At 59.1% G+C, this 13,036-nt stretch carries 12 protein-coding genes; 3 read left to right on the forward strand and 9 right to left on the reverse strand.

All coding sequences use genetic code 11. From position 1 onward, the window contains the following. Positions 1 to 7: 7 nt before the first annotated feature. Complete coding sequence (locus tag EV675_RS01280) at positions 8 to 985, reverse strand: Bug family tripartite tricarboxylate transporter substrate binding protein (protein ID WP_130355630.1); 978 nt, start codon at positions 983 to 985, stop codon at positions 8 to 10. A 156-nt stretch (positions 986 to 1,141) separates the two neighbouring features. On the opposite strand from EV675_RS01280, the gene EV675_RS01285 reads away from it, so the two are divergent. Both EV675_RS01285 and EV675_RS01290 read left to right on the forward strand, forming a co-directional pair. After that, positions 1,142 to 2,185: a DUF6282 family protein gene (locus EV675_RS01285; protein WP_130355631.1), complete on the forward strand. Its 1,044-nt coding sequence runs from the start codon at positions 1,142 to 1,144 to the stop codon at positions 2,183 to 2,185. Positions 2,186 to 2,351: 166 nt separating this feature from the next. Continuing rightward, a complete protein-coding gene (locus EV675_RS01290; protein ID WP_165404372.1) occupies positions 2,352 to 2,930 on the forward strand; it encodes a TetR/AcrR family transcriptional regulator in 579 nt (192 codons plus the stop codon). A gap of 154 nt (positions 2,931 to 3,084) precedes the next feature. Here EV675_RS01290 and EV675_RS01295 read toward each other — a convergent pair whose 3' ends face one another. The 7 genes from EV675_RS01295 to EV675_RS01325 form a co-directional block, all read right to left on the reverse strand. Continuing rightward, on the reverse strand, positions 3,085 to 4,251 hold the full coding sequence (locus EV675_RS01295; RefSeq protein ID WP_130355633.1) for an ABC transporter substrate-binding protein: 1,167 nt from the start codon (positions 4,249 to 4,251) through the stop codon (positions 3,085 to 3,087). 102 nt (positions 4,252 to 4,353) lie between these two features. Then, positions 4,354 to 5,850: an aldehyde dehydrogenase family protein gene (locus EV675_RS01300; protein WP_130355634.1), complete on the reverse strand. Its 1,497-nt coding sequence runs from the start codon at positions 5,848 to 5,850 to the stop codon at positions 4,354 to 4,356. 127 nt (positions 5,851 to 5,977) lie between these two features. After that, on the reverse strand, positions 5,978 to 6,976 hold the full coding sequence (locus tag EV675_RS01305) for a Bug family tripartite tricarboxylate transporter substrate binding protein (RefSeq protein WP_130355635.1): 999 nt from the start codon (positions 6,974 to 6,976) through the stop codon (positions 5,978 to 5,980). A 40-nt stretch (positions 6,977 to 7,016) separates the two neighbouring features. Beyond that, on the reverse strand, positions 7,017 to 7,925 hold the full coding sequence (locus EV675_RS01310; RefSeq protein ID WP_130355636.1) for an alpha/beta hydrolase: 909 nt from the start codon (positions 7,923 to 7,925) through the stop codon (positions 7,017 to 7,019). A 9-nt stretch (positions 7,926 to 7,934) separates the two neighbouring features. Then, positions 7,935 to 8,381: an NAD(P)/FAD-dependent oxidoreductase gene (locus EV675_RS01315; RefSeq protein WP_165404373.1), complete on the reverse strand. Its 447-nt coding sequence runs from the start codon at positions 8,379 to 8,381 to the stop codon at positions 7,935 to 7,937. Further along, positions 8,378 to 9,442: a flavin-containing monooxygenase gene (locus EV675_RS01320; protein ID WP_130355638.1), complete on the reverse strand. Its 1,065-nt coding sequence runs from the start codon at positions 9,440 to 9,442 to the stop codon at positions 8,378 to 8,380. Before EV675_RS01320 ends, EV675_RS01315 begins: the two co-directional genes overlap by 4 nt. After that, positions 9,439 to 10,254: an SDR family NAD(P)-dependent oxidoreductase gene (locus tag EV675_RS01325; protein ID WP_165404375.1), complete on the reverse strand. Its 816-nt coding sequence runs from the start codon at positions 10,252 to 10,254 to the stop codon at positions 9,439 to 9,441. The genes EV675_RS01320 and EV675_RS01325 overlap by 4 nt, the downstream gene beginning before the upstream one ends. Positions 10,255 to 10,332: 78 nt before the next feature. On the opposite strand from EV675_RS01325, the gene EV675_RS01330 reads away from it, so the two are divergent. Beyond that, positions 10,333 to 11,604 carry a citrate synthase family protein gene (locus EV675_RS01330; protein WP_130355640.1) on the forward strand — a complete coding sequence of 424 codons (1,272 nt, stop codon included), beginning with the start codon at positions 10,333 to 10,335 and terminating at the stop codon, positions 11,602 to 11,604. A 486-nt stretch (positions 11,605 to 12,090) separates the two neighbouring features. Here the strand turns inward: EV675_RS01330 and EV675_RS01335 are convergent, their stop codons facing one another. After that, complete coding sequence (locus EV675_RS01335; protein WP_130355641.1) at positions 12,091 to 12,717, reverse strand: TetR family transcriptional regulator; 627 nt, start codon at positions 12,715 to 12,717, stop codon at positions 12,091 to 12,093. Between the last annotated feature and the right edge of the window lie 319 nt (positions 12,718 to 13,036).

A 13,036-nucleotide genomic window follows, 5' to 3' on the forward strand; every position in this document is an offset into this window, starting at 1 on the left:
AGTGTTCTCAGTCCAATCGAATGTTGGCACGCCGCACAACCGGGCTCCACCGCTCGGAAAACGCCTTCAGCATCCCCTGGAGTTCCTCAGGGGTACTGGATGTGGCGGTTAGCGCGTACTCGCTCAACTTGGCCTGCGCATCAGGCAAAGCCATAATTCGCCGCATTTCCTGGTTCAGTTTCAAGAGCACGTCCTGCGGAGTGCGCGCAGGTGCGACGAGACAGAACATCGAAAGCAGCTCCATCGCTGGCAGTCCAAGCTCACCCACGGTCGGCGTCTCAGGCAAAGACGGCATGCGAACGCGCGAGGTGACTGCAAGCGGTGCAATGCGCCCCTCTTTGATAAAGGGTAGGTTGGTCAGCGGAGCGTCTATGGAGAGATTGATATCGCCAGCAAGAAGGGCCGTGGTGGTTGGCTGCGAACCGCGATAGCTGATCAGTTCGCCCTGCACTTGAGCGGAGCCCTTCATCGCTTCCCAGACCAGTTGCGAAACAACCGCTCCAACCCCGACATTCATCTTGTCGCCGTTCGCCTTGGCGTAAGCAATCATCTCCGGCACCGACTTTACCGACATTTTTCTCGGGTTAGACAGTAGCAGGAGCGGTTGCGTCGTCAAGAGGCTGACCGGGGCGAAATCGCGATCCGGATCGAAAGGAAGCTGCCGATAGAGGGCTTTCGTCAGAGTGAGAGTGAAATCAATCGCAATCATGAGCGTGTAGCCGTCCGGCGCTGCGTTAGCGACGTAGCCGGCCGCGATCAGCGTATTGCCTCCCGGCCGGGACTCGACCACCACGGGCTGCTTCAAGCTGTCCTGCAACTTCTCGCCGATCACGCGCGCCAGGACGTCCGCGCTGCCGCCCGGCGGAAACGGGTTAACGATGCGGATCGGCTTATTCGGATACGGAAGCTGCGCGAAGCTGGCGACCGGACTGGCCAATGCGGCAGCAAGCATGAGTCGGCGCAGACTTGAGCGGGGTTTATTCATGTTGTCTCCTTTATGTTATCGGCCGACGCCTTTTGAAAGCACGTGGCCCCAGGCCGCCTTCCCGCCGCTTACAACACGGCTGGTCGCCAAAGCCTTGACGTCCAACGAATGGTAAGATACAAACATACGTTGTGCAATCAATGTTTTAGGGCAATCATGGAACAGCGAGAAGAAAATACTACCCCGGTGCGCGAACGGTGTGTGACGTCGTATCCCGCTCGGCGGGCGTATCGGCCGGGCGTGGTCCACCCTCCGAAAGTGCCTGGCGTCCAGGGGACGATCGACATCCACTGCCACGCGCATGAGGGCCAGCAGGACGCCCTGTCGCTGGCCAAGCTGGCTTCAGAGAGCGGAATGGCGGGCATTCTGTACAAAACCGTCGGCCCGATCTCGGGGGAGTACCAGCCGGCGCGAGAGATGGAAAAAGTCCGCGAGGGCCTGCATCGCTGGGCCGATGAGACCGGCATCGCACCGATACAGTGCTGGGCCGGGTACGGCATCACGATGGACAACAAGACGCCGTCGCTCGAGAAGCTCCAGCACCACCTGGAGTCAGGCGTGGCAGGTATCTGGTTGCCGGTTTTCAACCACGCGAACACCTACAACAAGGTTGGCGGCAAGGCCATCTGGATGGACAGCTCCGCCGATCCGGCCGCACATACGCCTCCTCTGCCCTGGGACGAGGCCGTGAAGCATGGTCACTATATGATCGACGCGCAAGGTCGCCTGAAGCCGTTCTACGAAGACGTGGTGCGCATGGTGGCGGACCACGACGTCGCGCTTTTCTTCGGCCACGCGACACATCCGGAGATCGAAGCGCTCGCCGACCTGATCGTGCGTTTGGGGTTCAAGCGAGGGGTGATCGACCATCCGTTCAGCCCCTTCGTGGACCTCTCCACCCAACAGATGCGGGACATGGCGGCGGCCGGCATCTACTTGAACTTCACCTACGACGAGATTTCTCCGCTGCTTGGAATTGATCCAAAGCGCATCTACGACGCCATCCGCGCAATTGGTGTGGAACAGGTGACGCTGTCGAGCGATGCCGGCGAACCGCTGTTTCCCCATTCAGTGGAATGCATGCGGCTGATCCGGGGCTATATGGAAGCCTTCGGCCTCACTTCAGCTGAACTCGAGCGAATCTGCTGTGAGAATCCTGCCAAAGTCGTGAAGTTGGGTCAGTGGGCCACTGCTGGCTGACCAAAGCGCCCGGACAAACCGGGCTGTGCCGCTGTTGCTGCCATGCCGCCGAACGCCCGGCGCACCTAACACTTTTCGATTTGTCTGTTGTCTATAATCCTGTTCCATGACTACATCGCCGAGCAGTAAGACCGTCCGCAGGACGCAAGAGCAACGCAGCGCGAGCATGGAGCGCGCGCTCCTGGATTCCGCCGTCAGCTGCATCCTCGAATTTGGGGTGGCGGGAGCTCCTGTGAACCTTATCGCGCGGCGGGCTAATGCCACCGGGGGCTCCGTCCAGCATCACTTTGGCACGCGCGACGGTCTGCTTCTTCGCGTCGTCGAAGATTTTGGCGATCATCTTCAGGCAGTCACACAGGCCAACATCGCGAGCTCCGCGTCGATTGAAGAGCGTGTGGAGGAGATCTGCGATGCCTCTTGGAAGATCGTTGGCAGCCCACAATATCTCGCGGTCACACAAATCTTGCTGGCCGCGCAGCACAATGAAGCGCTGTACAACCAGCTGTTCCAAAAACTCAAGAAATACGAGGCATCACTCGACGCCTATTGGGCACAGATCTTCACGGGCACGGGCCTCGGCCGATCTACCGTTACGACTGTCCGGCGCCTGGCAATGGCCACATTCCGAGGCCTTGCCTTGCGAAAGCAGTACCAGAGCACGCCGCCCCGCTCAATGCCCGAACTCGATTTGCTTAAGACCATGATCTGCGGCGTGCTCATCCGGGAGAAGGAAGAGACGCCTTAAGTGGTGCCGTAATCCGCACCGCGACGATCGCGATATTGCTACAAGCAACTGGAGCAGATCGCCACCCAGCAGCGAAACCGGCTGCTGGGCGCTGGTGTCACGCCCTCCAGGGGGTTGGCGCAGCGACATGAAGTGCGCAACGCCTAGCGATGGTTCAGAGCTTGCAGCCGCGGGCCGGGTCGGCCAGGTTCTTGACCGCGATGTTCACCACCTTGTTCTCGTTGCCTTCAACCTTGCGAAGGTAGAAGTCCTGCACGGGGTTGTGCGCCTTGCTCATGGTGAATGTGCCGCGCGGGCTGTCGATGCTGCCTTTCTCAACCGCGGCCGCAAACTCGCCTTTCTTCGAGATGTCACCTTTCACGGCGGTCAGCCCTATGTTGAGAATCTGCGCCGCGTCATAGCCCTGCACTGCGTACACATCAGGCGTAAGCTTGAAGGACTTGATGTAAGCAGAGCGAAACGCCGTGTCCCGAGGCGTGTTGAGGCCATCAGAATAGTGCAGCGTGGTGAGCAGGCCTTGCGCGGCATCGCCTTGCGCCTCAAGCGTGCCATCGGTAAGGAAGCCAGAGCCAACCAAGGGTACTGTCTTGTCAAGCCCAGCTGCCGTATAGTCCTTAACGAATTTCACCGCGCCGCCACCAGCAAAGAACCCGTACACCACATCGGGCTTCGCAGCAGCGATCTCGGTCAGCAGCGCTTGGAATTCGACAGTCGGGAACGGGAGCGTCAACTGCTTCTGGACCTTCCCGCCACCTTTCTCAAAGCCCTCTTTGAACCCAGCTACCTGTTCGTCGCCACCCGCATACTTCCAGGTGATGGTCATGGCCTTCTTCTTGCCCTGCTGAGCGGCGACCACCCCCATCGCATATCCAGGCTGCCAGTTCGAGAATGAGCTGCGGAAGATGTTCTGCGCGCACATCGGGCCAGTCACCGCGTCGGCACCCCCATTCGGCACGATGAGCACGGTTCCGCTTTCTTTTGCCGCCTTGGCCATCGCCAGCGTCACACCGGAATGCACGGTTCCAATGATTACATCGACCTTGTCACGCCTGATGAGTTTGTTGACGTTGTCGGTCGCCTTGGCCGGATCAGATTCGTCGTCGACTTTTACGTACTCGATTTCGCGACCCGCAAGCTTTCCGCCCTTTTCCTCGACTTGCAGCTTGAAGCCGTTTTCGATTGCGACACCAAGTGCGGCGTACGTCCCGCTATACGGCAGCATTAAACCGACTTTGAGCTTTGCAGTCTGAGCATGACCAACTGTGGCGACTGTGGAGAGCGATATCGCAGCGAGAGCGACCTGTGCAATGCGAAGGTTCATGGTTTTCTCTTTTCTTTGAACAAATGAAAACGCCGTACCACCAATGGCGCGTGAAGTGCGGGGTGAGGCCAAAGGGAGCTATGGCCCCACCCGACCAATTACCTAGAACATCGAAAGATTGATGTTCTTGATCTGGGTGAATTCAAGCAGTTCTTCCTTTGACTCTTCACGTCCAAGTCCGGACTGCTTGAAGCCGCCGAAAGGGGCTCCGATGAAATGGGCTGAACAGTTGTTGATCCACACGTAACCTGCCTGCACCCGCGCCGCAGCCCGGTGAGCAGTTAGTAAGTCACGAGTCCAAATCGATGCCGTTAGGCCCAGCTCCGTCCCGTTCACGACGCTAATCAACTCTTCCTCGTCATTCCATCGAAATACCGAGAGCACGGGCCCAAAGATCTCTTCCCTGGCGATGCGCATATCGCCATGCACCTCCGTAAAGACCGTCGGCTCGATGAACCAGCCGTTGGCAAGATGTGCATCGGTCGGATGAGCGCCGCCGCAGGCAAGTTTTGCTCCCTCACTTTGAGCGGAGGCGATGAAATCCAACGTACGTTGATACTGGGTCTGACTGACGATGGCGCCCATGGTCGTACGTAGATCCGTGGCTAACCCGGGCCGATGCACTTGGCCGATGCGCTTCACCATGGCATCCACGAAGCGATCGTGCAAGGATTCGTGGACAAACAACCTACTGGTTGAGCCGCAGGACTGCCCACACCAGGTGAAGTTCATTCCTCTGACTGCCCCCTCTACGGCGCGCTCGAAATCGGCGTCAGGGTAGATGATCATGGCGTTCTTGCCCCCCAATTCGAGGAGCATCTTCTTCATCGTATCTGCGCTCGCGCGCCATACTGCCTTGCCTGCCGGCACGCTTCCAATCAACGCCACTGCGGCAACATCCGGATGAGCCGTGAGCATAGCGCCGGTATCACGTCCGCCAAGCACGCAGTTCAGCACGCCACGCGGAAAAACGCCCTCGAGCAGTTCTAGCAGCCGCAGCGTAGAAAGAGGTGCTTGTTCAGGCGGCTTAATTACGACAGTGTTTCCAGCGGCCAGAGGTGCCGCAATCTTCCCCGCAGCGAACATGAATGGATGATTGAAGGGGAAAATGCGGGCGACGACACCTAGTGGTTCGCGCACGGTGTAGTTCAGAGAACCATCGCCGGTAGGAATGGTCTCGCCTTTTATCTCGAGCACAAGACCGGCGAAATATTCGAGCTGAGTCGCGGCGATCTCAGCGTCCGCGATCAGCTCCTTCACCGGGTTGCCGCAATCCGCCGCGTCGATCAATGCTAGAGACAATGCATGCGTCCGGATTCGAGCAGCAGCCTCCCGCAGGCACTTGGCCCGTTGCAGAGGAGGTGTCTTCGCCCACAACGGGAACGCAGCGCTCGCCGCCGCCACTGCCGCGTCGACATCCTCGGCCACGGCTAGCGGAAGTTCCGCGAGCTTTTCGCCAGTCGACGGATTCACGGTTTGAAGGCGTTCGGTGCTCGAGCCCGGATGCCAGGCGCCACCCCAGTAGTGAGACAGATGCTTGGGCAGTGCCTCGTTCACTTGGGGCGAGAGGTCACCGCCGTTGTTAATTACAGTAGACATAAAAAACCCTATAAAGAAAAAAGTGGGAAATGTGCGAGGACATTGCCATGAGCGCCAGCAGCTTTCTGTTCCCTGTTCTGTCGCCGAACTTCCTTAGCAATGATGTGCTCGTGAGGCTCACCCGGCATCAGGGAACACGGACATCACTCTTTTCGACTACCGGCCCCCAATCGCTAAGATCTTTAGCAAGTCGCTTGTGCATGGAGTCCACGGATGATCCAGCCGGGGCGACGCCCAAGCCTTCCAGCTTCTGCCGGACCACACTGTCTTGAAGTGCGTTGTTTATTGCCTTGTTCAGTTGCTCAACGATCGCGCCGGGTGTCCCCGCTGGCGCGGCCAGGCTGAACCACATGGGAGCGATCACGCGGGGAAACCCTGCCTCGGCCGCGGTCGGGACGTCGGGAAGAATCTTGGAGCGAAAGTCACCGGTCTGCATGAGACCGATCAACCGACCGCCGGCAATCTGGGCAGCTGCGAAGGCGTTCGATACAAAGACGCCCTCCGCATCGCCGCTCGCAATCAGCGGCACGACGTCCCCCGCGCTTCGGACGGCAATGGGCTCGTACTTGAATCCGGCGAGATCGGCAAACAGCGACGTTGCAACATCGTTGGCTAGAGCCACTGACAGAAGCATCGTCTTATCATGACCCTGCTGCCGCGCTACATAGTCCTTGACGGATTTGTATCCCCGCTGCGCTGGTACGAGCCAGGTAAGACCAGTTTCGCCAATGAAAGAGATATGGACGAAATCCTTCAAGGGATTAAAAGGGGCAGGCTTCTTCGCGAGCGGATAGATCGCCAGAATGCCCGCCTCGCCAAATAGCAGTGTGTGTCTATCGGGCACGCTACGGCGAACCTGCTGAAGCCCGATCTGACCCACAGCCCCCGGTCTGTTCTCTATGATGACCGGCGTACCCAACTGCTTTGATAGCGGTTCCGCAATCACCCGGGCCACCACATCAGAGCCGCTGCCTGCACCGAAGGCGACAACGAGAGTCACGGGCTTCTTAGAGAGGGATTGCGCGCTCGCTTCTTCAGCGAGGACAGTCACCGGCATCAATAGTGCTGCCGCGAGTCCGAACGCGCCAAACGTGTTTTTCGCATATGACATATTGGTAGTCTCCATTTATTAGTTGTCGTTGTTGTCATGAGGAAGGTTCGTTTCTCTAACGGCGTAAAGCTCCACGTAACGCGATGGCTGCGTCAGATACCGCCTGGTCGGAGACATCTACGGTTCCATGTCCTCGCGCAAAGCCATGCATCACGCCTTCGTATCGGACCACGGCTGTCGGTGTACCTACCGCGCGCAAGGCTCCGGCGTACGCTTCGCCCTCGTCTCGCAGAATGTCGTACTCCGCGACCCCAATCCACGCCGGTGGGGCGCCGCGCAGACAGGCACGCCGTAGCGGCGCGATCCGTGGATCCTTGAGATCGTGTCCCTGAGCGTACTGCTCCAAAAAGTACTCGCTGTCTTCTGCCTTCAACAGATAGTCGTTGCCAAATTCCGAGTAGCTGCCACGTGTGAAATCGGTGTCTATTACGGGGTTGAACATCAGCTGCAAGCGAACGGGGATTTCCCCGAGCAGTTCCAGTGACGCGACAGCGGCAAGATTGCCGCCCGCGCTATCGCCAGCGATTGCTATTCCTTCCGATGCCTCAGGCAGCGTTGCTGCCCATCGCACGGCGGCGATGGCGTCATTTATCGGGGTCGGAAACGCGTGCTCAGGAGCTAGCCGATAGTCGACAGATAGCAGGGTGCAGCCGCTTCGAAGTGCGAGCGTTCGGCAAAAAGCGTCGAACTCGTCGATGGAGCCAAGCATGAATCCGCCACCGTGGAAGTAGACGCAGAGTCCGATCGTGGTTCCTGGAGGCACGTACTGCCGGACCTTGATTTCGCCCTTTTCGACGGGAATCGAAAACATCTGGACACGCGCCATCTCTGGTCCCGGCGGCAGCGCGCTCGCGCCGGCTGCGAACTGCGCTCGAGCCTCATTCACCGGCAAGCGCGCGAAGCCGAGATAGCCCATTGCACGGATGCGATCCCAGCTTTGCTGAACTAGTGGATGCAGCGCCATGACGTCTCCTCAGGCAGCAGCGGGCTTGCGCCCGTTGAAGCGAACGCCCTGCATCCCTTCCCTGGCCAAGCGGACCACGAAGGACTCCATGGTGTCCGGCCAGTGCGTGTACACGGCGCCGTCGCCACCCACGCGGTAGTAGGAATTGCAGCCGCCGAGAACCAGGACGCTCGCGTCGCCGCGGCGGCGCATGTCTTCGTTGAAGGCGTCGAACACATCCGGATCGACCTCTACGGAACCTGAACCCAATTCGCGAGCTTTTTGGATCACGTCGATGATGAGATCGACCTGCCCCTCCACCATCTCGCTGGTTCCAGGAGATCCTGTGTTTGGTCCGGCAATGAGGAAGAGATTTGGAAATCCCTTTGCGAGGGTGCCGAAGAACGCCTGCGGCTTGGGATCCCATTCCTTGGCCAGCTCCCGGCCGTCCCTGCCCCGGATGTCGATGCCGTTCAACATGCGCTCGGTGTTAAAGCCTGTCGCCCAAATGATGACATCCACCGCGTACCGCTCACCCACGCTGTCAACGATGAAGTCGCGGTCCACGTGCGACACGCCCCGTCCCACCAGTTGGACGTTATCCTGGGTGATGGCAGGGTAGTACATGCTACTGAACAGCGGCGTTTGCAGCCATAGCGATAGCGTGGGGTCAGGACTTCACGTGCATGCGGATCCTTGACCTGGGCATCGAACAGCTCCTTCCAGGTTGCCTCCTGTTCCCGCACCAACTTTTCGTTCATGGGGAAGCGGGTCTTGGTAACTACCTCGTAGCGGTCGAACCACTCCTTGCGCCGCTCAGCCATCCGGGCAACGAACTCCGGAGTTCCCCGCTCGGAATCGCTGAAAATGATATCGGGCCGCGGCGAGACATACGACGGAGTGCGGACGAAGGCGATGAGTTTTTCTGCGCGCTCCTGCACATAAGGAACGATCTGGATGGAAGTTGCCCCTCCTCCCACGACCGCGACACGCTTGCCTTCCAGGTCAATGTCGTCGTCCCACGCCGTCGAATGAACAGAAAGGCCCGTGAAGGTCTCCGCCCCTTTTGTCACGCTGAGCAAGGGCTGGGAGAACAGTCCGCCCGCCCAGACCACGTAGCGAGCACTCCAGCGCCGGCCATCACTTGCAGTGACCAGCCAGCGGCCGGCCTCCTCGGACCAGACGGTGCTAACAACACGAGTGTTGAAGCTGATCTTGGGCGTTACACCGAAGTGCCCGGCGACGCGTTCAAGGTAAGTCTGGATTTCACTGCCCGGCGCGAAGTTGGTCGTCCAGGTGTCACCGGGGAAGAACTTGTAGGCGTACAAGTCGATGGGCGTGTCGCATGCGACGTTAGGGTATCGGTTGACTTGCCAGACCCCGCCGATCCGATCTCCTTCCTCGAGAACAACAAGGCTTTCATGGCCAGCATGGAGCAGCTTGGCTGCTGCGGCCACGCCTCCCAGCCCGGCCCCAATAACGAGTACTTCCGTTTCGCCAAGCAAGGTGCAAGGACTAGTGGATTGGGCCGCACTCATAGGAACACCAAGCCACCGTCGACGACAAACGACTGTCCCGAAATGAACCGGCTTTCGTCGGACGCGAGGAACGCGATAGTGCCTGTCAGGTCGTCAACGTTCGCTTCGCGCTGGATGCAGCGCATCGCGATCTGCGCCTGCTTTTGCGCGGGCGTGACGGTTTGGCGCGGGATCCCGGTGTCAGTAGCGCCGGGCAGTACAGCATTCACCGTAATGCCATCGAGTCCGAGCTCGCGAGCCATGCTTCGCGTCATCCCGATAATGGCCGCTTTCGATGTGGTGTAGTGAAGGTAGTCTGGCCTGCCCATCAGCGCTGCCGCCGACGAGACGTTGATGACGCGGCCCCATTTCTGGCGGCGCATCAAAGGCGAAATCGCGCGTGTCATCAAGAACGTTCCAGTCACGTTCACATGGAGTACCCGGGACCATTCGTCCAGCGGGATTTCCTCGAATGGCCGCATCTCAAGGGTCGAGAAGATAGCCGCGTTGTTCACAAGGACGTCGACCCGCCCATAGTGCTCCTCTACCCGCCGCACGGCTTCTTCAACCGCGTTTGCATTCCCGACATCCACAACTAGCGGCAAGCACTCTCCACCGGCTTCACGGATCTCCGAAGCGACCGCGTTTACCGCGACCTCGTTGAGATCCATTGCAACGACTGGATGATTACGTGCTCCGAACATGAGGGCGTAGGCGCGTCCGAGCCCTTGTCCGGCTCCCGTGATGACGACAACGCGCCTGACTTCAGGGGATGTTTGACCAATTTCCATCGATGACTCCAAATAGTTTTTCACGGTGAGCGCATAGATCACAGCGAAGTCTAGAAGTCGATCGAGGTAAAATCTATATCGATTCAATAGTCGATCCGCGAAAGTCCTAGGATTCCAGAGATGCCCAAAAAAGCCACCCAGGTGCCGCAGCCTGAGCAAAGCATGCTGCTCAGTGCACCCCAAGCCTGCGAGCTTCTCGGCATCAAGCCGGCGACGCTCTACACCTATGTCAGTCGAGGTTTCCTCAAGCCGGTCCAACAACCGAACACTAATGCGAAGCGCTACTGGCGCGCCGAGGTCGAGAGCCTCCAGGTTCGAAGCAGCGCACGGGGTGGCCATGGAGCAGCGGCTGCCGTGGCCATGCGTTGGGGTCAACCTGTGTTGAACACCAGCCTTACCGAGATCACGCCATTCGGACCTCGCTACCGCGGGCACCTGGCCGAGGACCTCATCCGCCACCCAGGTCTGTTTGAGAACGTTGCGGAGCTTCTGTGGTCGGGTGTGCTGCACGACGACCCGCGGCCTTGGCGTGTCCCGCCCATGCGCGCAGACATCCGGCGTGCGATCGAGAGCGTGGGCAATCCGGACATTCGCATCGTGCGGGAGTTCGCCGTCGCGACCACCGCACTCGGTGGCGTCTCATTGGCCGATGAGCTTCGCAGCGGGTCGATCGCGCACTACTCGCATGAGTTGCTGCTTGCCTTCGCCGGCTGTTGCGGTGTCATCGGACCTCAGAAGCGATTCATCGAGCCGCCGGCGGAAACGCATGTGGCAGTACATCTCCTGCGCGCACTGGGCGTGCCGGTGACAGAACAGGCGACCCATGCCGTGAATGCCGCACTGATTGTGACCGCTGACCACGAGTTGGCGCCGGCCACCTTCGCCGCACGCATCGCGGCTTCGGTTGGCTCAGGATTGCATGCGTGTGTCGTAGCGGCGCTCGCTACGCAGGTAGGCAGTAGGCTGGGGGGCGCCTGCGATCTCGTCGAACAGATCTTGTGGGACATCTCGTCCGACGCCCAGTTGAAATCACGGATCCGGGACGCGGAGCAACGGCGTGAGCTCTTGCCTGGATTCGGCCTTCCCCTCTACCCCGACGGCGACCCGCGCGCCCGCATCCTCATCAAGCTGGCGTTGGGCATCTCGCCCGGGTTCCCCAAAGTCGAGTTTGCCGTAAAGTTCGTCGACCATGTGCGTGACGAAATTGGAATGCACCCGAATATCGAGGTGGGCCTTGCAATCCTCGCGTTGTCGCTCGGGCTGCCGGCGCGCTCGTCAGGCGCGGTTTGGGCAGTGGGTCGCACGGCCGGATGGATCGCCCACTTGCTCGAGCAACGCAGAGCCGGCCATGAAATCAGGCCACGGGCGCACTATATGGCGCAGACATTTTGAGCCCGGACGGCGCGTTCGGCGCGCCTGCCCTCATCAATGAAATATGTACGAGCGGCACCTAGTCAGTAACGATCCCCGCTATTCGTCTTGGGGCCCATCGGCGTGCGGCGGCTTCGGCAACCGGTGCGGCGGCGGCACTGCTTATAGCTATCTGTTCGAGAGCGGACCGTATCTGCAACGCGGTCGTCCACTACCGTCGATGCGTTGTACGCGTCGCTTACGGCAGAAATATGCGACGCCGCACAATTGAACATGAAGGTCGATGAATCGACGGGAGTCAATATCGGCGCGTGAGGTTTATTGCCCGAAAGCACGCCGTATCTGGTTCACGCGACATTCGATCGCTTGCCTGACACGACGGGTCAAGTGCGCGAAGTCACTGACGAAATGGAATGCCGGAGTTGACGTGTCATTAGTCCGAACCCGCCAGTGAGGCCGAGCGGTCACCGCACTGTTGGCACGCGGACGGCACTCAGTACGATGCTTTCAATCGTGGCGCGTAATCTTGAGGCCGGCAATGAACGTATCGGCCATATTGGTGCCCACGACCGTTAGATCGAATTCTTCAGGGGCTAGTAGCCAATCCTTCAAAATGCCGTGCAGCATGGCGTGAAAACCAATCGCAGCGTAGCGGGGATCCACCGCACCTGTTAATTGATCGCGCGCCATGGCGTTACGAAAGGCGGCTTCATAGTGCCCGAGAGAACTATTCCGGTCTTCGTGGTAACGACGCTGTAGGTCAATGGTTTCCGCAACGTATTCGCATTTGAAAATCAGGATTTCACAGACGCGACGCGCGCTGGGATCGTCACGAACCAGATTTAGGGTTTCAATGGCACTTAGACGTAACTGGCCCAAAGGATCGGACATGCTACCGTCGCTGCTGCGGCGTAAGCCTTCCTCCATGGGAGTCTTGACCCGCTGCAACAATGCATCAAGAAGGTCGATCCTGTTCTTGAAGTGCCAATAGATGGCGCCACGCGTGACGTTCGCCGCTACTGCAATGTCTTGCAGCGTCGTGTGGGCTACGCCCTTTTCACTAAAAATTTGTTCAGCGGTGGCAAGAATGTGCGCTCGGGTTTCGAGTGCCTCTTTCTTGGTCTTGCGTGCCATGTGTTAAGCCTTGCCGCCCGATGCGACGGGGCGGATTCGTGTCGTACCTACGCGGTGAAGCGCGAAGAATGCAGTACAGAAGAGCCCGGCATGCCATCGGCAATCGGCATCAAGCTCAGATATACATACGTTTGCGTATGTATATAAATATAGCATGGATCAGCTCTTTCCGAGAGAAGCGGTACCTTCGCCCGCGGTCGGACAGTTGTCCGCGACGATCGATGAAAAGTCACGTCTTACCTCTTTTTATCGCAGCAAATCGCTGCTTCGCGCGCGGGCATCAGCAGATTGCTGGCACGGCTACTGATATTGCTGATCA

The organism is Pigmentiphaga kullae, assembly GCF_004216695.1.
Taxonomy (GTDB): Bacteria; Pseudomonadota; Gammaproteobacteria; order Burkholderiales; family Burkholderiaceae_B; genus Pigmentiphaga; species Pigmentiphaga kullae.